20 protein-coding genes are annotated in these 19,464 nt (G+C 73.9%); 11 read left to right on the forward strand and 9 right to left on the reverse strand.

The genetic code is table 11. The features are described from left to right. Positions 1-21 precede the first annotated feature (21 nt). Positions 22-1,698: a thiamine pyrophosphate-dependent enzyme gene (locus tag JQT67_RS12200; RefSeq protein WP_208065037.1), complete on the forward strand. Its 1,677-nt coding sequence runs from the start codon at positions 22-24 to the stop codon at positions 1,696-1,698. Here the strand turns inward: JQT67_RS12200 and JQT67_RS13675 are convergent. Then, on the reverse strand, positions 1,692-2,210 hold the full coding sequence (locus JQT67_RS13675; RefSeq protein WP_208065003.1) for a VanZ family protein: 519 nt from the start codon (positions 2,208-2,210) through the stop codon (positions 1,692-1,694). The genes JQT67_RS12200 and JQT67_RS13675 overlap by 7 nt on opposite strands. Positions 2,211-2,317: 107 nt before the next feature. On the opposite strand from JQT67_RS13675, the gene JQT67_RS12210 reads away from it, so the two are divergent. Continuing rightward, positions 2,318-3,634 (forward strand): uracil-xanthine permease family protein, encoded by a 1,317-nt coding sequence (locus tag JQT67_RS12210; RefSeq protein WP_208065005.1) that lies wholly within the window; start codon positions 2,318-2,320, stop codon positions 3,632-3,634. Between the two features lie 40 nt (positions 3,635-3,674). On the opposite strand, the gene JQT67_RS12215 is transcribed toward JQT67_RS12210, so the two are convergent. Together JQT67_RS12215 and solA are read right to left on the reverse strand one after the other, a co-directional pair. Next, positions 3,675-5,216, reverse strand: coding sequence for an MFS transporter (locus tag JQT67_RS12215; protein ID WP_208065007.1), 1,542 nt, complete (start codon positions 5,214-5,216; stop codon positions 3,675-3,677). A 164-nt stretch (positions 5,217-5,380) separates the two neighbouring features. Further along, complete coding sequence (solA, locus tag JQT67_RS12220) at positions 5,381-6,529, reverse strand: N-methyl-L-tryptophan oxidase (RefSeq protein ID WP_208065009.1); 1,149 nt, start codon at positions 6,527-6,529, stop codon at positions 5,381-5,383. Between the two features lie 185 nt (positions 6,530-6,714). On the opposite strand from solA, the gene JQT67_RS12225 reads away from it, so the two are divergent. The 4 genes from JQT67_RS12225 to JQT67_RS12240 all read left to right on the forward strand — a co-directional run bounded on the left by JQT67_RS12225 (position 6,715) and on the right by JQT67_RS12240 (position 10,198). Further along, entirely contained in the window at positions 6,715-7,896 is a 1,182-nt protein-coding gene (locus JQT67_RS12225) for an LLM class flavin-dependent oxidoreductase (protein ID WP_208065039.1), read from the forward strand. Then, positions 7,893-8,510 carry a CE1759 family FMN reductase gene (locus tag JQT67_RS12230; RefSeq protein WP_208065011.1) on the forward strand — a complete coding sequence of 206 codons (618 nt, stop codon included), beginning with the start codon at positions 7,893-7,895 and terminating at the stop codon, positions 8,508-8,510. Before JQT67_RS12225 ends, JQT67_RS12230 begins: the two co-directional genes overlap by 4 nt. After that, positions 8,507-8,992 carry a MarR family winged helix-turn-helix transcriptional regulator gene (locus JQT67_RS12235; RefSeq protein WP_208065013.1) on the forward strand — a complete coding sequence of 162 codons (486 nt, stop codon included), beginning with the start codon at positions 8,507-8,509 and terminating at the stop codon, positions 8,990-8,992. Before JQT67_RS12230 ends, JQT67_RS12235 begins: the two co-directional genes overlap by 4 nt. A gap of 87 nt (positions 8,993-9,079) precedes the next feature. Further along, positions 9,080-10,198, forward strand: a complete 1,119-nt coding sequence (locus JQT67_RS12240; protein ID WP_208065015.1) for a phosphotransferase — start codon at positions 9,080-9,082, stop codon at positions 10,196-10,198. Between the two features lie 15 nt (positions 10,199-10,213). Here the strand turns inward: JQT67_RS12240 and JQT67_RS12245 are convergent, their stop codons facing one another. Both JQT67_RS12245 and JQT67_RS12250 read right to left on the reverse strand, forming a co-directional pair. Continuing rightward, entirely contained in the window at positions 10,214-10,876 is a 663-nt protein-coding gene (locus tag JQT67_RS12245; protein WP_021011500.1) for a response regulator transcription factor, read from the reverse strand. Continuing rightward, positions 10,861-12,411, reverse strand: coding sequence for a HAMP domain-containing sensor histidine kinase (locus JQT67_RS12250; protein WP_208065017.1), 1,551 nt, complete (start codon positions 12,409-12,411; stop codon positions 10,861-10,863). Before JQT67_RS12250 ends, JQT67_RS12245 begins: the two co-directional genes overlap by 16 nt. Positions 12,412-12,512: 101 nt before the next feature. Between JQT67_RS12250 and JQT67_RS12255 the strand changes: the two genes are divergently transcribed. The 4 genes from JQT67_RS12255 to JQT67_RS12270 all read left to right on the forward strand — a co-directional run bounded on the left by JQT67_RS12255 (position 12,513) and on the right by JQT67_RS12270 (position 15,881). Beyond that, complete coding sequence (locus JQT67_RS12255) at positions 12,513-13,751, forward strand: phosphotransferase (RefSeq protein WP_208065018.1); 1,239 nt, start codon at positions 12,513-12,515, stop codon at positions 13,749-13,751. Positions 13,752-13,791: 40 nt separating this feature from the next. Beyond that, positions 13,792-14,124 (forward strand): hypothetical protein, encoded by a 333-nt coding sequence (locus JQT67_RS12260; RefSeq protein WP_021011503.1) that lies wholly within the window; start codon positions 13,792-13,794, stop codon positions 14,122-14,124. A 75-nt stretch (positions 14,125-14,199) separates the two neighbouring features. Then, a complete protein-coding gene (locus tag JQT67_RS12265) occupies positions 14,200-14,619 on the forward strand; it encodes a MarR family winged helix-turn-helix transcriptional regulator (protein ID WP_208065020.1) in 420 nt (139 codons plus the stop codon). Further along, a complete protein-coding gene (locus JQT67_RS12270; protein ID WP_208065022.1) occupies positions 14,616-15,881 on the forward strand; it encodes an MFS transporter in 1,266 nt (421 codons plus the stop codon). Before JQT67_RS12265 ends, JQT67_RS12270 begins: the two co-directional genes overlap by 4 nt. Before the next feature lie 23 nt (positions 15,882-15,904). On the opposite strand, the gene JQT67_RS12275 is transcribed toward JQT67_RS12270, so the two are convergent. The 4 genes from JQT67_RS12275 to JQT67_RS12290 form a co-directional block, all read right to left on the reverse strand. Further along, positions 15,905-16,519, reverse strand: a complete 615-nt coding sequence (locus JQT67_RS12275) for a hypothetical protein (RefSeq protein WP_208065024.1) — start codon at positions 16,517-16,519, stop codon at positions 15,905-15,907. Further along, the gene (locus JQT67_RS12280; protein ID WP_307864331.1) at positions 16,516-17,310 is read right to left on the reverse strand and encodes a sulfite exporter TauE/SafE family protein; all 795 of its coding nucleotides are present in this window, start codon (positions 17,308-17,310) and stop codon (positions 16,516-16,518) included. Before JQT67_RS12280 ends, JQT67_RS12275 begins: the two co-directional genes overlap by 4 nt. Positions 17,311-17,345: 35 nt before the next feature. Continuing rightward, positions 17,346-18,173 carry a hypothetical protein gene (locus JQT67_RS12285; protein ID WP_208065026.1) on the reverse strand — a complete coding sequence of 276 codons (828 nt, stop codon included), beginning with the start codon at positions 18,171-18,173 and terminating at the stop codon, positions 17,346-17,348. Positions 18,174-18,263: 90 nt separating this feature from the next. Then, positions 18,264-19,160, reverse strand: coding sequence for a cytochrome b/b6 domain-containing protein (locus tag JQT67_RS12290; protein ID WP_208065028.1), 897 nt, complete (start codon positions 19,158-19,160; stop codon positions 18,264-18,266). On the opposite strand from JQT67_RS12290, the gene JQT67_RS12295 reads away from it, so the two are divergent. After that, positions 19,147-19,464: hypothetical protein (locus JQT67_RS12295; RefSeq protein WP_208065030.1), on the forward strand; the 318-nt coding region annotated here is incomplete at its 3' end. The two genes, JQT67_RS12290 and JQT67_RS12295, sit on opposite strands and share 14 nt — an antisense overlap.

Consider the following 19,464-nt stretch of genomic DNA (forward strand, 5'->3'; position numbering starts at 1 on the left):
GGAGCACTCTTGACCCAGCTCATGCCCGCGCCGACGCGCCAGGCCGAACCCACGCATCCCCACCCCGCCACCGAGACCGCGGGCCACGCGATCGTCCGCGTGCTCGAGGAGCACGGCATCCGGCGCGCCTTCGTCGTGCCGGGCGAGAGCTACCTCGAGGTGCTCGACGGGCTGCACGACTCGAGCATCGAGACGGTCGTGTGCCGCCACGAGGGCGGCGCGGCCTACATGGCCGAGGCGGAGGGCAAGCTCGGGCCGCTGCCGGGCATCGCGATGGTGACGCGCGGGCCGGGCGCGGCGAACGCGCTCGTCGGCGTGCACACCGCGTGGCAGGACTCGACGCCGATGGTGCTGTTCATCGGCCTCATCCCGCTCGCGCACCGGCACAAGGAGGCGTTCCAGGAGTTCGACGTCGACGGCTGGTTCGCCGCCGGCGCGAAGAGCGTCGTCACGCTCGACGTCGCCGAGCGGGCGCAGGAGGTCGTCGCCGACGCGCTGTTCCTCGCTCGCGCCGGGCGCCCGGGGCCGGTCGTCGTCGGGCTGCCGGAGGACGTCATCCGGGAGTCGATCGAGCGGCACCCGCAACCGCAGCTGCCCGTCGCCGACGGCGGCATGACCGCGCACGACCTCGACGCCCTGCGCGACGCCCTCGCGACCGCCGAGAAGCCGCTCTTCGTCACCGGCGGCAGCGACTGGGACGCCGAGGCATCCGCCCGGCTCACCCGCTGGCTCGAGCGGCACCGCCTGCCAGCGGTCGCCGAGTGGCGCACCGAGGGCATCGTGCCGTTCGACTCGCCCTCCTACGCGGGCCCGATCGGCTACGGCCGCCCGAAGCCGACGCTCGACGTGCTCGAGGAGTGCGACCTGCTCGTCTTCGTCGGCACGCTCCCCGGCGACGTCATCACGAACGGCTTCCTCGTGCGGCAGGGCTGGGAGCGCCGCAACTTCCTCGTCTCGATCGACCCGACCCTGCGCGGCCGCTCGGGCGCCGTGAGCCACCACATCCTCGCTCGGCCGAGCGCCTTCGCGCGCGACCTCGAGCGGATCGAGCTCGCGCCCGACGATCGCCGCGCCGAGTGGACCGCCCGGCTGCGCGAGCAGCAGGTCGCCTTCAGCACGCTCCCCGACCCGGCGCCGGGCGCGGGCCGAGCCTCGATGGCGACCGTCATGGCGCACCTCGTGCCGCAGCTCGAGCACGACGCGCTCGTCACCTTCGGCGCCGGCGAGCACACCAACTGGGCGCACCGCTACTTCCCCACCCGCGCCTACCCCTCGATGGTGAGCTGCGGCAACGGGTCGATGGGGTACTCGATCCCATCGGCGGTCGCCGCCTCGCTGCACTTCCCCGAGCGGCAGGTCGTCTCGATCGCGGGCGACGGCGAGTTCCTCATGAACGGGCAGGAGCTCGCGACCGCCGCCCAGGTCGGCGCGACGCCGCTCGTGGTGCTCGTCGACAACCAGGAGTACGGCACCATCCGCACGCACCAGGAGCGGCGCCACCCGGGCCGCGTCTCGGGCACGCAGCTCGAGAACCCCGACTTCGCGATGCTCGCGCGCGCCTACGGCGGGCACGGGATCGCGGTCGAGCGCGACGCCGACGTGCCGGCCGCGGTCGAGGAGGCGCTGCGGCTGTGGCGCGAGGGCGGGCGCTTCGTGCTGCTGCACGTCGTCACCGAGCAGCGCGAGCAGGCCTACTGAGGGGTGCGGATGCGTCGGTCGGCCGGGCGGTCCGCGCCCGGCCGCGCTCGCCGCGCGATCGCGAGCGCCGCGACCGCGAGCAGCGCGCCGACCGCGGCGCCGACGCCGTTCGCGAGCGCGTCGTCGGCAGCGCACGAGCGGCCGAGCGCCGGCACGAGCGCCTGCACGGCCTCGATCGCGAGCGCGAGCACGATGGTGACGGCGGCGCCGAGCGCCGGCCTGCGGCTCGCGACACCGACGAGCAGCGCGAGCGGCACCGTGAGCACGACGTTCGCGAGCGGCTCCGGGGCCGTGAGCCGCGCCTCGACGACGAGGACGCAACCCGCCTCGAGCTCGCGGCCCGTCGGGCTGAGCGTCGCGACGAGCACGGCGAGCACCGCGAGGGCGGCGAGGGTCCACGCGGCGCGCGGCCGACCGACGAGCAGCGCGCCGATGGGCGGCGACAGCAGCGCGAGCGCGGCGAGCGCCGCGGGCGCGAGCCAGGGGTAGCCGGCGAGGATCGTCGAGAGCACCTCGAGACGCTAGCCCGGATCGCGCGCGGTGCGCGTCGCCCGAGCGGATGACTGCGGACTACGATCCGAGAGGCGGTCGCCGCCGCCCGGAACACCGAAGGAACCACATGTTCACCTGGCGCCTCCGCGACGCGTCGCGACTGACCGCATCCGACCTCGTGCTCCCCGAGGAGCGGCTCGCCTGGCCCCGCACCATCGGCCTCGGCATGCAGCACGTCGTGGCGATGTTCGGCGCGACCTTCCTCGTGCCGATCATCACGGGCTTCCCGCCGTCGACGACGCTGCTGTTCTCAGGGCTCGGCACGATGCTCTTCCTCCTGATCACGAAGAACCGGCTGCCGAGCTACCTCGGCTCGTCGTTCGCGTTCCTCGCGCCCATCGGAGCCGCGACCGAGATCGGCGGGCCGGGCTTCGCGCTCTCGGGCGTCATCCTCGTCGGGCTGCTGCTCGCGCTCGTCGGCGTCATCGTGCACTTCTCGGGCACCCGCTGGATCGGCGCCGTCATGCCGCCGGTCGTCTCGGGCACGATCGTCGCGCTCATCGGCTTCAACCTGGCCCCGGCCGCGCGCGACAACTTCGTGAAGGACCCGCTGCTCGCGGCCATCACGCTGCTCGCGATCGTGCTGACGTCGGTGCTCTTCCGCGGCATGGTCGCACGCCTCGCCATCCTCCTCGGCGTCGTCCTCGGCTACGTCATCGCGCTGCTGACAGGCCGCGTCGACCCCGAGAAGCTCGAGGCGATCGAGGACGCCGCGTGGATCGGGCTCCCGACCTTCACGTCGCCGACGTTCGATCCCGCACTGCTGCCGGCGATCCTCATGTTCGTGCCGGTCGTGCTGCCGCTCGTCGCCGAGAACCTCGGGCACGTCAAGGGCGTCGGCCAGCTGCTCGACCGCGACCTCGACCCGCTCGCCGGCCGCGCGCTCTTCGCCGACGGCATCGCCACCACGATCGCTGGCGCGTTCGGCGGCTCGCCGACGACGACCTACGGCGAGAACATCGGCGTGATGAGCGCGACCCGGGTGTTCTCGACGGCCGCCTACTGGATCGCCGCGATCACCGCGGTGCTCCTGGGCCTGAGCCCCAAGGTCGGCGCGGTCATCTTCGCCACTCCTGACGGCGTGCTCGGCGGCGTGACGACGGCGCTCTACGGCCTCATCGGCATCATCGGCGTGCGCATCTGGGTCGAGAACAAGGTCGACTTCTCGATCCCGCGCAACCAGTTCGCCGCCGGCGTCGGCCTCATCGTGGCGATCGCCGACTTCACGCTCGCCTCGGGGCAGATCTCGTTCGGCGGCATCGTGCTCGGCACGGTCGCGACCCTCGTGATCTACCACCTGATGGCCGCGCTCGAGCGGCTCCGCGGCCGCCCCGCGGCGGTGCGCGACGACCACGCGCCGCCCGCGACGACGACGACCGACTGAGCCCGGCGCATCCGTCGCTCGCGCCGGCCCGCCGCGCGGGCTACCGGGCGGCCTCGAGCTCGCGCTCGGCCGCCTCGACGAGCGGCATCGACGTCGTGTCGATGAGGGGGTTCTCGTCCTGCGTCGCGACGAGCTCGACCGCCTCGGCGCGCGACTCGACCGTCGGCACCGAGCCGATGAGCGGGCGCCGCGCCGTCTCGCGCATGCCGAGCACCGCGAGGCCGCCGACGATGCCGAAGAACATGATGTAGAACGCCGGCATGTAGGGGTTGCCGGTGAGGTCGATGAGGGCCTGGCTGAACAGCGGGGTCGTGCCGCCGAAGAGCGAGACCGAGAGGTTGTAGGCGATCGCCATCGCCCCGAAGCGCGACGCGGTGGGGAAGAGCGCCGGCAGCGTCGCCGCCGAGCAGCCGATCCACAGCGCGACCGGCACCGCGACCATCACGAGCGCGATCATGACTGCCCACAGCTCGCCCACCTGCATGAGCGCGAACGCGGGCAGGATGAGCACGACGACGGAGGCGGACGCCATGAGGTAGACGGGCTTGCGGCCGATGCGGTCGGAGAGCCTGCCGAGCAGCGGCAGGAGCGCCGAGAGCAGCAGCAGCACCGGCACGGTCGCGAGCGCCGCGGTCACCGTCGAGAGCCCGACGGTCGCCTCGAGGTAGGTGGGCATGTAGCTCGTGAGCGCGTAGCCCGCCGTGTTCGTCGCAGCGACGACGGCCATCGCGACGAGCACCGCGCGCCAGTGGTGGCGGAGGATGCCGAGGATGCCGTGGCGCGCCATCGGGTCGTCGGCGTCGGTGTGCCGGGCCTCCTGCGCGACCTCGTAGGCGGGCGTCTCGGGGATCCGCAGGCGGAACCAGATCGCGACGACGCCGAGCGGGATGGCGATGAGGAAGGGGATGCGCCAGCCGTAGTCGACCATCGCGCCGGCCCCGGAGACCGACTCCGTGATCCAGGTCGTGAGGGCGACGACCGAGGCGCCGGCGGCGAAGCCGACGTAGGAGCCGACGTCGAGCCACGACGACCAGAAGCCGCGCGAGCGGTCGGGCGAGAACTCGGCGACGTAGGTGGTCGCGCCGGCGTACTCGCCGCCGGTCGAGAAGCCCTGCACCATCTTCAGCAGGTAGAGCGGCAGGATCGCCCACGCGCCGATCTGCGCGGCGGTCGGCAGCACGCCGATGAGCGCCGTCGCGGCGGCCATCATCGCCATCGTGAGGAAGAGCACCCGCTGCCGGCCGATGCGGTCGCCGAGCGGGCCGAGCACGAGGCCGCCGAGCGGGCGGACGAGGAACGAGATCGCGAAGCCGAGCAGCACGACGAGCAGCCCGAGGCCCTCGTCCATCCCGGCGGTGAAGACCGCGGTCATCGTCACGGCGAGGTAGCCGTAGATGCCGAAGTCGAACCACTCCATGAAGTTGCCGACGACGGTGCCCGAGATCGCCTGCCGCACGCGCCCGGTCTTCACCACGAGCACGTCGTCGACCTCGAGCCTCCGCAGCTCCCCGGTCGTGGCGGGCGGATCGGCGGATGCGTCGGGTCGCGTCGAGCGGGAGTCGGCGGGGTGGCTGGCGGGCATGGCTATACGCGTCTCGTCTCTTGACTCGGTTCCGTGGATCGCCGCGGGCGCGCAGGAGCGCTCGCCGCAGCGGTGGACGACGGTAACGACCGTTCCTGAGTCGCCCTCGCACGGCGATTCGCTACCCGCGTGCGCGTGCGCGTCCGCGCGCGGGTGCTGAGGCCTCAGGCCACGCGGCTCGCGGCGAAGCGGCGCGGGTCGAGGAAGCCGATGTCGGTGAAGGGCGCCTCGTCGACCGCGAGCTGCGCGGCGAGCTCGCCGAGCGCGGCGGCGTGCTTGAAGGAGTGCCCCGAGCAGCCGCCCGCGACGACGACCCGGCCCGATGCATCCGTCGGCCCGACGAGGAACTGCCCGTCGGGGGTGTGCGCCATGGTGCACGTCGTCGACTCGGCCGGCTCGGGCTCGAGGTCGGGGAAGGTCGCCGCGACGAGCGCCGCGATGCCGTCGGTCTCGCCCGCGTGCACCTCGCGGTCGATCGCGTCGGGGTCGTCGGGCTCGAAGGGGCCGTCGAACTCGGGGCCCACCTTCGCGAGATCGCCCGCGAGCGCGCCGTGGCCCCAGATCCACTGCCCGGTGCCCGGCGCGGTGCGGATGAAGACCGGCAGGCGGTCGATGGATGCGTCGTGGCCGTCGCGCGCGCGGAACCACGTCATCACGACGCGATGGGGCACGAGCGGCACGTCCGCCAGCTGGCCGAGCCACGGCCCGGCGGCGAGCACGACGCGGCGGGCGCGCACGTCGCCGGCCGCGAGCCGCACCACGACGCCGTCGCCGTCCGGCTCGACCGCGAGCACGCGCTCGCCGGTGCGGATGCGCGCCCCGGCGGCGCGCGCGGCGTCGACCGCCGCGACGATCGCGGCCTCCGGTCGGAGGATGCCCGCCTCCGGGTCCCACAAGCCGATGTCGCCGGGCTCGAGCCGTGCGTGGCCCGGGAGCCGGCGCTCGAGCTCGTCGGCGGCCAGCCGCTCGACCGGCAGGTCGTGCTCTCGCGCCGCGGCGAGCGTGCCCTCGATGATGCGCGATCCGGGCCGGCCGATCATGATCGCGCCGGTCTCGAGCAGCAGCTCCTCCCCGCTCGACGCCTCGAGCTCGCGCCACAGCTCGCGCGCGCGGCGCGCGATGGGGGTCAACCCCGGGTGCTCGAGGCACGCGACGCGGAACAGCCGCGTGCGCCCGTGCGAGCCGCCCCACGCGTGCCCCGGCTGGTGCTGGTCGATCCCGACGACGTCGAGCCCGCGAGCGGCGAGCCGCCACGCGGCGCTCGAGCCGATCGCGCCGAGGCCGACGACCGCGACGTCCGCTCGCTCACCCATGCTCGAACGCTACCGACGCGCCCGGGCGCCGGGCGCATCCGCCCGCAACACGAGGACACGCAGGCAGATCCGACGGATTTGAACAATTAGCCGTCCCGGAGGAATACGCTGTCGGCACGACCCGTTGCACTGATTATTCGATTTTGAACGACTTGCTCGCGACGGAAGGACCCCCAATGAGCAGCATGCAGTTCGGCATCTTCTCGGTGAGCGACATCACCGAGGACCCGACCACCGGCCGCACGCCGACCGAGCACGAGCGCATCCGGGCGTGGGTCGCGATGGCGAAGAAGGCCGAGGAGGTCGGCCTCGACGTCTTCGCCGCCGGCGAGCACCACAACCCGCCGTTCTTCTCCTCGTCGCCCACGACGATCCTCGGCTACATCGCCGCGCAGACCGAGCGGCTCATCCTCTCGACCGCGACGACGCTCATCACGACGAACGACCCGGTGAAGATCGCCGAGGACTTCGCGATGCTGCAGCACCTCGCCGGCGGCCGCGTCGACCTCACGCTCGGCCGCGGCAACACCGGCCCGGTCTACCCCTGGTTCGGCAAGGACATCCGCGACGGCATCGAGCTCGCGATCGAGAACTACGCGCTGCTGCACAAGCTGTGGCGCGAGCCGGTCGTCAACTGGCAGGGCAAGCACCGCACGCCGCTCACGGGCTACACCTCGACGCCCGCGCCCCTCGACGGCGTCGCGCCCTTCGTGTGGCACGGCTCGATCCGCTCGCCGCAGATCGCCGAGCAGGCGGCCTACTACGGCGACGGCTTCTTCCACAACAACATCTTCTGGAACAAGGAGCACACGGAGCGGATGGTGCGGCTCTACCGCAACCGCTTCGCGCACTACGGCCACGGCGAGCCCGAGCAGGCGATCGTCGGCCTCGGCGGCCAGGTCTTCATGAAGCCGACGGAGCGCGAGGCGAAGGAGCGGTTCCGCCCGTTCTTCGACGTCGCCCCCGTCTACGGCCACGGCCCCTCGCTCGAGGAGTTCACCGAGGCGACGCCGCTCACCGTCGGCACGCCAGAGCAGGTCATCGAGCGGACGCTCTCATTCCGCGACTTCGCGGGCGACTACCAGCGCCAGCTCTTCCTCATCGACCACGCCGGCCTCCCGCTCGAGGAGGTGCTCGAGCAGATCGAGATCCTCGGCACCGAGGTCGTGCCGGTGCTGCGGCAGGAGTTCGACCGCGTGCGCCAGCCCGGGGTGCCGGATGCGCCCACGCACGCCGCGCGCGTCGCGGCCGCCCGGGAGGCGGGCACGCAGCTCGGCGAGCAGGGCCGCGCGTGGCAGGAGCAGGGCGCGCGCAGCGACCTCGACACCGGCGCGGCGATCGCTCAGCAGGCGGGAGAGGCGCGATGAGCGAGCCGCGGATCGCGGTCGTCTCGGCCGGCCTCGGCGACCCCTCGAGCACGAAGCTGCTCGCCGACCGGCTGCGCGACGCGACGCTCTCGGCGCTCACGGGGCACGGCCAGACCGCCGAGGCCGTCGACGTCGTGCTGCGGCCGCTCGCGCAGGACATCGCCGCGCACATGCTCACGCACAACCCCTCGGAGGCGCTCGCCGCCGCGATCAGGGAGGTCGTCGACGCCGAGGCGATCATCGCCGTGACGCCGACGTTCAACATGTCGTACTCGGGGCTGTTCAAGTCGTTCTTCGACGTCATCGAGGAGGGGCAGCTCGCCTCGATCCCCACCGCGCTCGGCGCGACGGGCGGCTCGGCGCGCCACTCGATGGTGATGGACACCGCGATGCGGCCGATGTTCGCCTACCTCAAGGCGCAGGTCGTGCCGACCGGGGTCTTCGCCGCGAGCGAGGACTGGGGCACGGCATCCGGCCTCGAGCGCCGCATCGCGCGCGCGGGGCAGGAGCTCGCCGACCTCATGGTCGCGATGCCGCGACGGCGCGAGGCCGACCCGTTCGACGTCGAGAGCGACGCGTTCGTCTCGTTCGAGCAGATGCTGGGGCACGCGTGAGCGCGGCTCGCGGCAAGCCGACGGCGTCGCAGGCCTGGCGCGAGTACTTCGAGGGCTCGAGTCTGCTCGAGAACGAGCTCGAGCGGCGCCTCAAGGAGGCCGCCGACATGGACCTCGGCGAGTTCAACATCCTGCTCGTGCTGCACGAGGCCGAGGGCTCGCGGATGCGCATGGGCGACCTCGCGCGCGCGATCGCGTTCGCGCCCGGCCGGCTCACGTACCGCATCGCGGCGCTCGAGCGCTCGGGGCTCGTGCAGCGCTCGCGATCCGCGACCGACCGTCGCGGCACCGAGGCCGTGCTGACGGATGCCGGTCGGCAGCGGCTGCGCAAGGCGCGCCCCGTGCACGCCCGGCACGTCGAGGAGCTCTTCCTCGGCGGGCTGGATGACGAGGCGATCGCGGTGCTGCACCGCGTCTTCGGACCGCTGCGCGCGAGCCTGCTCGGCCGCGGCGCGGCCGACGCGAGCGGCGCGGCCGAGTAGCCGCCGGCAGCGCGCCTCGCGCAACTCGCCGGGCGCTCGCACCGCATCCGTACCCCGATCGTCGCGCGCGCCTGCGACGATGGGTGCATGCGTGAGCAGGCGCTGCTGGAGAAGGCGATCGGTCGCACCGGTCGCCTCGTCGCCGTCGAGCCCTTCGGGCACGGCAGCATCGCGCGCTTCACGATCGACGACGGCGAGTGGGCCGGCGAGTGGTTCGTCGACACCTCGCGGCAGCCGGTCGCGGTCGAGACCGGCTTCGTCGTCAGCACGAGCGACGGCGTCCCTGTCGCCCGCATCTGGAAGCATCCGCTCGACCCGCGCCTGCCGGCGCTGCGCACGGCCGTCGACCCCGAGCGGCTCGCGCGCATCTCGGCCGCAGCGGGCAGCAGCGGCCGGATCGAGGCGCGCGTGCTCGCCTACCGCCCGGGCCGCCGCGCCGTCGTGCGCATCACGCAGCACGGCGTGCACCTGTTCGTGAAGGTCGTGCGGCCCGCCGAGGCCGAGGACCTCGTGGCGATCCACGAGGCGTGCCGCTCGGTCGGCGTGCCCGCGCCCGAGGTCGTGCACTGGTCGCCGTCGGGCGTCGTCGTCGTGCGCGACGCGATCGGCACGCCCGGCCCAGTCACGGCCGCGACGATGCCCGCTGACGACGTCGTCGACGCGGTCGACGCGCTCCGCGAGCGGCTGCTCACGGTGCGCACGCGCCGCATCGCGCGCGCCTCGGTCGCGACGCGCATCGACTGGCATCTCGCGCGCATCGGCGAGGCACTCCCCGACCGCGCCGCCGACGTGCGAGCGCTCGCGCCCTTCGTGATCGCGAACGCGCGCCGCGTTGGCCCGCCGCGCGTCATCCACGGCGACCTCCACATCGGCCAGCTCTTCTTCCACGGCAGCGCCGTGTCGTCGGTCATCGACGTCGACACCGCGGGGCTCGGCGACCCCGCCGACGACTGCGCCGCCTTCGTCGGGCACGCGACCGCGAGCGCCGTGCGCAACGACGTCGCGGGGCGCGCGGCCGATGCCGAGCTGCTGCAGGACCTCGCCGACGCCGCCGAGGAGCGCTGGCTCGACTCGGCGCACACGCGAGCGCTCACGGCGCTGCACCTGCTCGGCCACGGCATCCGCGCCGCCGAGCGCTCGCGCGAGGCGGCGAGCCTGCTGCTCGACCGCGCGCTCGAGGTCACGGGGCTCCGGCCCCGCCGCTGAGCCGCGCGCGGCCGCTCAGACGAGCCGGTAGCCCATCCCCCGCACCGTCTCGATGCGCTCCGCGCCGAGCTTGTTGCGGAGGTAGCGGATGTACACGTCGACGACGTTCGAGCCCGGGTCGAAGTCGTAGCCCCACACGCGAGAGAGCAGCTGCTCGCGCGAGAGCACCTGGCCCGCGTGGCGCACGAGCTCCTCGGCGAGCGCGAACTCGCGACCCGAGAGCTCGACCTCGCGGCCGTCGACGCTCGCGCGCCGGGTGCGGACGTCGAGCGCGAGGCCCTGGTGCGAGAGCTGCGCGACCGGCTGGCCGCTCGGCGCGGCGCTCGCCATCCGCAGCCGCACGCGCGCGAGCAGCTCGTCGAAGCGGAAGGGCTTGGCCATGTAATCGTCGGCGCCGCCCTCGAGCCCCGCGACGGTGTCGGCACCGCCCGCGCGCGCCGTGAGGATGATGACCGGCATCGTCGAGCCCGAGCCGCGCAGCTGCGCGAGCACCTCGAAGCCGTCCAAGCCCGGCAGCCCGATGTCGAGCACGAGCAGGTCGAACTCGTCCGTGAGCGCGAGGTCGAGCGCCTCGGGGCCCGTCGTCGCGACGCGCGTCGAGAAGCCCGCGGCCGCGAGCCCCTTCTCGACGAACGACGCGATGCGCGCCTCGTCCTCCGCGATCAGGATCGATGCCATGGCTGCTCCTCGCTGTCGGTCTGGGATCGGGCGTCGGGTCGGGCGTCGAGTCGGGCGCGATCGACGGCGCCCCGGGGCGGATGCGCGCCACCGGCGGCGGGGACGACGGCGCCCGGGAGGGTGAGCCGGAACTCGGAGCCGACCGAGGCATCCGTCGCCCTGGCATCCACGACCGACGCCGAGCCGCCGTGGCGCTCCGCGATGAGCGTGACGATCGCGAGCCCGAGCCCCGAGCCGCCGTCGCCCCGCCCCTCGGCGACGCCGCGGCGGAAGCGCTCGAAGATGACGGCCTTGAGCTCGTCCGGCACGCCCGGTCCGCGGTCGCGCACGAACAGCTGCAGGTCGCGGCCCAGCACGCGCGCGCCGATCACGATCGGGCCGCGCGCGTGCCGCGCGGTGTTCGCGACGAGCTGCAGCATTGCTTGCGTGATGCGGTCGGGATCGAGCACGGCGACCGCGGCCACCGCCTCGACACCGGGCTCGAGCTCGGTGCCGTCGATCGCGCGCGCCTTCTCGGCGATCTGCTCGAGCAGGGCGGCGACGTCGGTCTGCCGCAGCTCGAAGGCGCCCGGGTCGCGCAGCCGCGCCGCCGCGCGCAGGTCGTCGACGAGCCGCGCCATGCGGTCGAGCTCGTCGATCGCGAGGTCGCGGGTCGCCTCGACGTCGGCCGGGTCGCGCGCGTCGACGAGCTCGAGGTGGCCGCGCACGATCGTGATGGGCGTCTTGAGCTCGTGGCCGACGTCGCGCAGCAGCTCGCGCTGGCTGCCGAGCGCGCCGCCGAGCCGGTCGAGCATGCCGTTGACGGTGATCGCGAGCTGCGACACGTCGTCGCGGCTCGAGCCGACGGGGATGCGCTCCGAGAGGCTCGCGGCCGAGGAGCGCTCGGCGACCTCGCGCATCCGCCGGATGGGGCGCAGCAGCCGGTCGGAGACGAGCAGACCGACGAGGAACGTCGCCGCGGTCGTGACGAGCGCCGTGATCGTGAACACGCGCGCGGCGCCGTCGAGCTCGGCGAGCTCGGCATCGACGTCGTAGCCGGTGACGAAGACGGCGGCGGGCGGCGCGCCCTCGTCGACGTCGCCCACGACGACGGGCGCCGCGAGGTAGCGCACGGTGCGCTCGCCGCCCGCGTAGGTGCCGACCACGACCTCGTGCCCGGCGGTCTCGGCGACGACGCGCTCGACGAAGCCCGGCAGCCGGTCGAGCGGCACGTCGGTCGCGATGCCCGGCACGAGGGCCGCGCTGCCGTCGACGATGCCGAGCGTGCCGGTGTTGTCATCCGGCGCGAGCCGCTGCACGACCGCCCGCAGCGCTTGCGCGGAGTCGGCCCACGCGTCGTCGGCGACGATGAAGCTCGCCGACTCGAGCGCCGCGCGCAGGTTCGCCTCGATCTGCTCGAGCGTGCGCGAGCGCTCCGCGACGTAGGCGACGCCGCCGGCCACGAACGCCGAGACGAGCGCGAGGAGCGTCAGCAGCCCGACGATGCGCGAGCGCACCGTCCATGGGCGCAGTCGCCTCCGCTCGGGATCGGCCATGCCTCCATTCAACCCCCGCGGTCGCGGGGCGGCGATGAGCCGAGGATGAGAGGCCCCTCACGATCGGCCCGCGGCGCCCGGCGATCTGGTCGAATGGCCGTGTGGATGCAGCGATCGACGGGCGCGCCGAGAGCGCCGAGGAGCGGATGCTGCGCGACGCCCTCGGCGAGCAGCTCGAGGGCGAGCTGCGCATCATCAGCCGCGAGCCGTTCGGCGGCGGCGCGCTCACCGGCTTCGAGGAGCTCTCGCCCCAGGCGCGCTACTGGTACGTCGACACCTCCGGCAAGCGGGTCGAGGCCGAGACGGGCTTCGTGCTCGGCGACCCGGAGCGCCCCGACGCGCGCATCTGGCTGCACCCGGCGGATCCCCGCCTGCCCGCGCTCGCCCCCGCATCCTTCCCCGCGGCCGCGGCGACGCTCATGGGCCGGCTCGGCGTCTCGATCGACCGCCCGCCCGAGCTGCTCGTCTACCGGCCCGGCAAGCGGGCGATGTTCCGGATGCGCGCGGGCGAGCGGGAGACCTACCTCAAGATCGTGCGCCCGTCGGCCTCCGGCGCGATCGTCGAGCTGCAGGAGTCGCTGCGGGCGGGCGGCGTGCCCGTGCCGCACATCACCGGCTGGTCGGAGCTCGGGATCGTGCTCACCGAGACGGCCGACGGCGTGCCGCTCACCTCGCGGCTCGTCGAGCTCGAGCCCGATCGGCTGCTCGACTCGATCGACGCGCTGCGCGCGCGCATCGCCGCGGTCGACACCGGCCGCGATGCGCGCGCCTCGCTCGCGCTGCGGCACGACTGGTACCTCGCGCGCATCGACGCGGCGCTCGCCCGGGCGGCGGAGGGCGACCCGGCGGTCGCCCCGTCGGCGTTGCTCCGCGACCACCTCGCCGCCGTGACGGCGGTCGTGACGGGCGCCGACGCATCCGCCCTCGTCGCCGACGAGGCCGAGCGGCGCACGATCCACGGCGACCTGCACGTCGGGCAGCTGTTCGTCGACGCCGACGACGCGAGCGCGATCGCGGGCGTCATCGACATCGACACCGCGGGGCTCGGCGACCCGGCCGACGACGAGGCGGCGCTCATCGCTCACCTCATCGCCTCGATCGCGCTCGCGCGGCGCGACGAGGGCCGCTCGGCGGGCTTCCGGCGACTGCTCGACGCCGCGGCCGCGCGCTGGCTCGCCCCCGGCCGGCGCGGCCGCGCGCGCGTCGCGCACCGCACCGCCGTGCACGTGCTCGCGCACGCGCTCGCGCCGATCGAGCGCGGCGACCTCGAGACCGCGGAGGTCGAGCTCGCGCTCGGCGGCGACATCCTGCGCGATGCAGATGAGAGACCTCTCATCTGAGCGTCCTCCCGCCCTCACGGAGACCGGCGAGGGTGGAGGCATGCAGCGGAAGCAGTGGGTGCTCGTCGGCACCGCGGGGGCGCTCACCCTCGCGGGGCTCAGCGTGGGCGCGATGGGGATCGCGAACGCGATGCAGGTGCAGGACGCGGCAGGCTCGCCCGTCGCCGGCATCGAGCTGCGCGGCGAGCGCTCGAGCACGGGCGACGGCTCGGCGCCGGGCGCGAAGGCCGCCGCGGGCACGATCGTCGCGCCCTCGCCGACCGAGGCGGCGGTCTCCGCTCAAGAGGTGCCCGCCCCGGAGCCCGTGCCGGCCCCGGCCCCGGTCGCGCCGGCCGGCTCCGCGAGCGCCGCCTCGGCCGGCTCGAACGGCTGACGCCGCTCCTCTCGCGCGCCGATCGGCGCGCGATCGCCGTCGACCTCCCGGCGGGTCGTTTGGTAGACTAACGAAATGCCGACCATCGCCCTCGCCGACGCCTTCCGGGTCGCCCTCGTGCGCATGGGCAGGCGCATGCGGGCCGAGCGGGTCGACGAGGCGCTCTCGCTCCACCACCTCTCGGCGCTCGGCGCGCTGCAGGTCGTCGAGGAGCCCACCCTCGCCCGCATCGCGGCGTGCGAGGGCGTGAAGCCGCCGAGCATGGTCAAGACGCTCCAGCACCTCGAGTCGCTCGGCTACGTCGAGCGCCGCGACCACCCGAGCGACGGCCGCATGGTGCTCTTCGCGATCAGCGAGAAGGGCGAGCAGATGATCGCCGAGACGCGCGAGCGCCGCAACCGCGCGCTCGCCGAGGCGATCGACGCGCTGAGCCCCGAGGACCGCGAGGCGCTCGTGCGCGCCATCCCCGTCATCCAGAGGCTCGCCGAACGATGATGTTCCGCTCCCTGCGCCTGTTCAACTACCGCACGTGGTTCACCGGCGCCCTCATCTCGAACATCGGCGCGTGGATGCAGTCCACCGCGCTGTCGTGGACCGTGCTCACGGTGCTCACCAACAACGACGCGACCGCGGTCGGCGTCAACATGGCGCTGCAGTTCGGCCCCCAGCTGCTGCTCGTGCCGGTCTCGGGCCTCATCGCCGACAAGTACGACCGCCGCAAGGTGCTGCTCGTGACGCAATCGGCGATGGGCATCCTCGCGCTCATCCTGGGCATCGTCGTCACCGCGGGCGTCGTCGAGCTGTGGCACGTGCAGCTGTTCGCCCTCGCTTTCGGCATCGTGCAGTCGTTCGACAACCCGGCGCGGCAGGCGTTCGTCTCGCAGATCGTCGGGCAGGACGACATCGCCAACGCGGTCGCCCTCAACTCCGCCTCGTTCCACGGCGCGCGCCTCGTCGGCCCGGCCGTCGCGGGCCTCTTGATCGCGCTCGTCGCGCCCGGCCCGGTGTTCCTCATCAACGCCGTGACCTTCATCGCGATGATCGCCGCGCTCCTGCGGCTGCGCACCGACGAGCTGCGGCCGAGCCCGCGCGGCGCGAAGGGGCTCGGCGACATCGTCGCGGGCTTCCGCTACGTGAAGAAGCGCGGCGACCTCATGATCGTCTTCGCGATGGCGTTCATCCTCGGCACCTTCGGGCTCAACTTCCCCATCTACATCTCGACCATGACGAGCGTCGAGTACGAGGCGCAGGCCGACACCTTCGGCATCCTCTCGAGCGCGATGGCGATCGGCTCGGTCGCGGGCGCGCTGCTCGCCGCTCGCGCCGCGCGCCCGCGCTGGACCCTCATCATCGGCGGCCTCGGCCTCTTCGTGCTGGGCTGCCTCGCGGCGGCGGTCTCGCCGCACATCGTGCTCTTCGGCGTCGCGCTCGTCGTGGCGGGCTTCACGGCGCAGCTGTTCATGACCAACGCCAACTCGATGGTGCAGCTCACGAGCGCGCCCGAGATGCGCGGCCGCGTCATGGCGCTCTACGGCGCGGTCTTCATGGGCGGCACCCCGATCGGCGCGCCGATCGTCGGCTGGGTCGCGGATGCGTGGGGCCCGCGCGCGGGACTCCTCGTCGCCGCCGCGACGTGCCTCGTCGCCTTCGCGGTCGGCGCCATCTGGTGGATCCGCGTGCGCCGCTCCGACCGCATGAGCCGCACCGGCACGCTCACGCTGCCGCCGCCCACCGAGCAGATCGACATCGCCAAGTAGCCTCGGTCGCGGTCGCGGTTGCGTCAGCCGCGTCGCCGCCACCCCGACACCGCGAGCGCCTCGTCGAGCGCGTCGTGCACCGCGAGCCGCTCGAGCGAGTCGAGCTCCTCGCGAGCGCCGGCCGACGCGGGCGCCCGACCGGGCGCGCCGACGCGCACGGTCGAGCCGCCGCTCTGGCGCAGCATCGCGGTCGGCGTCTCGATGACGTCAGCATGCTCGAGCTCTCCCCCGCCCGCGTCGCGCAGCTCGCAGCGCTCCTCGCCCCACGAGCCGACGCGCCACCGCACCTCGATGTGCGCACCCGCGTGATGCACGGCGCACGGGCTGTCGGCGAGCCGGCGGGCGAGCTCGCTCGCGACGTCCGCGAGCGCCCAGCGCCCCTCGCCGGTCACCGCCGCGGGCTGACGCCGCGCCGCCGCGAGCGGCATCGCGCGCCGTCGCCCATCGCGCAGCATCCCCCGCACCGCGAAGCCGACGAGCAGCGCGCCGACGACGACGAACGCGGCCGGCACGAGCAGCACGAGCGTCTCGACGTCGAGCGCCCAGCGCCGCGGCGCGGCGAGCATCGCGGCGAGCACTGCCGCGCCGACGGCGGTGAAGAGCGCGCCGATCAGCAGCGGCACGAGCCGCCGCATCACGCCTTGCGGCTCGACTGCACGGCCTCGATGACGAGCCGCACGATGAGGACCGCGAGGAAGACGGCGAAGACGATGGATGCCGTGCGCGGGTCGAGCAGGTTGGCGACAGCCGCGCCGAGCGCGGTCGTGACGCACGCGGAGAGCCCGACGATGAGCGCGGAGCGCAGGTCGACGTTCTTGCGCCGCAGGTTGCCGATCGTGCCCGAGATCGCGGTCGGGATCATCATCGCGAGCGACGTGCCCTTCGCGACGAGGTCGCTCTGCCCGAAGAGCAGGATGAGCATCGGCACGATGATGATGCCGCCGCCCACGCCGAGGATGCCCGAGAGCACGCCCGTGCAGAAGCCGAGCACGACGAGCCCGATGATCGGCAGCACCGTGAGCTCGAGCTCCGCCTCGCGCGAGGGGACGACGAGGAAGAGGCTCACGGCGACCGCGGCGAGGAAGACGATGAACGCCCAGCGGATCGCGAGCAGGGGCAGCCGGTGCAGCAGGTGGGCGCCGACCTGCGCGCCGGTCACCGAGCCGACCACGAGGATGAGCGCGACGAGCCAGTCCACCTGCTCGAGCGCCGCGTAGCTCGCGACGCCGACGAGCGCGGCCGGCACGATCGCGGCGAGCGAGGTGCCCGCCGCGAGCCGGCGCTCGAAGCCGGCCGCGAGCACGAGGAGCGGCACGATGACGATGCCGCCGCCGATCCCGAACATGCCCGAGAGGAACCCGGCGAAGAGCCCGATCCCGATGAGCGACCAGAGCGGGCGACGGCGGGTGGCCTCGAGATCGTCTGTCACCCATCCATCTTGCCGTGACGGGCCGCATCCGCCGTTCAGGTGGTGGCGCCGGCCTCCGGCTGCGCGGGAGCGCGGAGTGCGTGCGCCATCCACCACCAGGCGAAGACGCTCAGGACGATCGGCACGACGAGCGAGGCGAGCGAGCCGAGCGCGACCCACGGGCCGGCGAGGGCGACGAGCTGGCCGGGGTCGGCGATGCGCTCGAGCAGGCCCGGATCGATCGCACCGGGATCGAAGTCGCCCGGGTCGCCGCTCCAGCCCTGCGGACCCCAGCCGGTGTCGCTCGGGTCGAAGTCGAGGTTCGGCCCGCCCGCGAACGGGAGGCCGCCGAACGCGGGGATCGTGATCGAGCCGAGGCTGCCGAGCACGATGGTCGCGGCCGCGGCGATGCCGAAGCCCGCCCACGTGACGCCGACGGGTCGGTGCACGCCCGCGCGGCGCAGCATGCGCGCGCTGATCCAGAGGCCGACGAGCCACACGACGACGCCGAGCGGGATCGCGGCGATGACCGCGATGCCGCCCGCGGAGCCGAGCCAGTCGCCGAGCTGCGGCCAGACGCCGCCGGTCGCGCTCGGGCCGCCCTCGCTGAGGGCGAAGCCGACGCCGAAGATGACGGCGCTGACGACGAATGGCAGCGCGAGGAGCAGGATGGCCGCTTGCGAGATGCCGAGCCCGAGCCACGCGATGCCGCCGCCGATGCCGCCGGCGAGGCGGGCGCGGTGGGCGTCGGCCTTGGGCATCGGCGGGCGCGGCGTCGTCGGCTGCGTCGGGGCGACGGGCGGCACGTACGGCTGAGCCGGCGCCTGCTGCATCGGCTGGCCCTGCGGCGCGGCCGACCGGGGTGCGGGGTTGGGGACGGTCATGCGAGCAACGCTAGGCCGGAGCGGCTGTCGCGACCACCCGGCCGTCCCGGGATCCGCCTGGGGGCTGGCCCCCGGCGGACCCCGGTCGGGTCAGCGCGACGAGACGGTGCCGAAGCGCTGCGCGATCGGCACGAGCAGCGAGGGCCGCGCCGCGAACCACGCGGCGGCGATGACGATGAGCGACCCGGCGAAGAACGCGAAGCCGAGCCAGTCGTCGGCCTCCCGCGCCGCGTACATGTGGTTGAGGTTGCGCAGCGCCCCGGTCGTGAGCACGAGCAGCACGTGCGTGACGATGAAGACGACGAAGTAGAGCATCACGGGGAAGTGCACGGCGCGCGCCCACTCCACCGGGAAGGCGCGGTCGAGGCCAGCCTTGCCCTGCGGCCACCAGCGGCTCATGCGGATGCCCGTGATGATCGCGAGCGGCGCGGCGACGAAGACGGTGGTGAAGTACGCGAGCTGCTGGAGCGCGTTGTAGTTCACCCAGCCGTGCTCGGTCGGCCAGTCGAGCGAGACGTACTGCAGGCCGGCGGAGATCGCGTGCGGGAAGACCTCGAGGCTCGTCGGCACGATGCGCATCCACTGCCCGGTCGCGAACAGCAGCACGACGAAGACGAGCCCGTTGACGACCCACAGCACGTCGAGGCTCGTGTGGAGCCAGACCGAGAGCGAGGTCTTCTTGCCGCCGCGCTTCGGGGTCCAGTAGGCGGCGGGCTTCCGCTCGTACCGCACCTGCAGGCCCGAGCGGATGATGAGCACGATGAGCAGCGAGTTGAAGAAGTGCGACCAGTTGAGCCACGGCGGCAGGCCGACGGGCGCGCCCTCCGGCAGGTCGTAGGTGCCGGAGTACTGCTGCATGAACGCCGCGACCGGCTCGAGCCCGACGAACCAGCGGGCGATCGCGACGACGATCGTCGCGAGGCCGATGATCGCGAGCGCGACGATGATGCTGGTCGCGATCCACTGGCGCGCGGTGACCGGGCGCATCGACGGCGCGGCGGCAGCGGTCGCGGCCGGCTTCGCGGCGGCGGCCGCCGGCTTCTTGGCAGGAGCGGCGGGCTTGGTCGCCGGGGCTGGCTTCGCCGCCGGCGCGGCGGTCTGCGCTGCGACCGGCGCGCGCTCAGACTCGGGCTCGACCTGGGGAATCGGGTCCGCGGTCTCGGGCGCGGCGCTCTGGGCTGCCGCCGGGACCGGGGCCGGAGCGACCGGAGGAGCGGCCGCCGGCGCCGCAGGCGCGGGTGGGGCGGCGGGCGGGGCGGCAGTCGGCGCCGGCGCAGCGGGCTCCGCGCTC

This window comes from Agrococcus sp. TF02-05 (assembly GCF_017565345.1).
GTDB classification, from domain to species: domain Bacteria; phylum Actinomycetota; class Actinomycetes; order Actinomycetales; family Microbacteriaceae; genus Agrococcus; species Agrococcus pavilionensis.

Excerpts from the sequence above, each read along its gene's own strand:
- JQT67_RS12200 (WP_208065037.1), top strand. The coding sequence starts at position 22 with ATGCCCGCGCCGACGCGCCAGGCCGAACCCACGCATCCCCACCCCGCC.
- JQT67_RS12210 (WP_208065005.1), top strand. The coding sequence starts at position 2,318 with ATGTTCACCTGGCGCCTCCGCGACGCGTCGCGACTGACCGCATCCGAC.
- JQT67_RS12215 (WP_208065007.1), bottom strand. The coding sequence starts at position 5,216 with ATGCCCGCCAGCCACCCCGCCGACTCCCGCTCGACGCGACCCGACGCA.
- solA (WP_208065009.1), bottom strand. The coding sequence starts at position 6,529 with ATGGGTGAGCGAGCGGACGTCGCGGTCGTCGGCCTCGGCGCGATCGGC.
- JQT67_RS12225 (WP_208065039.1), top strand. The coding sequence starts at position 6,715 with ATGCAGTTCGGCATCTTCTCGGTGAGCGACATCACCGAGGACCCGACC.
- JQT67_RS12230 (WP_208065011.1), top strand. The coding sequence starts at position 7,893 with ATGAGCGAGCCGCGGATCGCGGTCGTCTCGGCCGGCCTCGGCGACCCC.
- JQT67_RS12240 (WP_208065015.1), top strand. The coding sequence starts at position 9,080 with ATGCGTGAGCAGGCGCTGCTGGAGAAGGCGATCGGTCGCACCGGTCGC.
- JQT67_RS12245 (WP_021011500.1), bottom strand. The coding sequence starts at position 10,876 with ATGGCATCGATCCTGATCGCGGAGGACGAGGCGCGCATCGCGTCGTTC.
- JQT67_RS12250 (WP_208065017.1), bottom strand. The coding sequence starts at position 12,411 with ATGGCCGATCCCGAGCGGAGGCGACTGCGCCCATGGACGGTGCGCTCG.
- JQT67_RS12260 (WP_021011503.1), top strand. The coding sequence starts at position 13,792 with ATGCAGCGGAAGCAGTGGGTGCTCGTCGGCACCGCGGGGGCGCTCACC.
- JQT67_RS12265 (WP_208065020.1), top strand. The coding sequence starts at position 14,200 with ATGCCGACCATCGCCCTCGCCGACGCCTTCCGGGTCGCCCTCGTGCGC.
- JQT67_RS12270 (WP_208065022.1), top strand. The coding sequence starts at position 14,616 with ATGATGTTCCGCTCCCTGCGCCTGTTCAACTACCGCACGTGGTTCACC.
- JQT67_RS12285 (WP_208065026.1), bottom strand. The coding sequence starts at position 18,173 with ATGACCGTCCCCAACCCCGCACCCCGGTCGGCCGCGCCGCAGGGCCAG.
- JQT67_RS12290 (WP_208065028.1), bottom strand. The coding sequence starts at position 19,160 with ATGCGCCCGGTCACCGCGCGCCAGTGGATCGCGACCAGCATCATCGTC.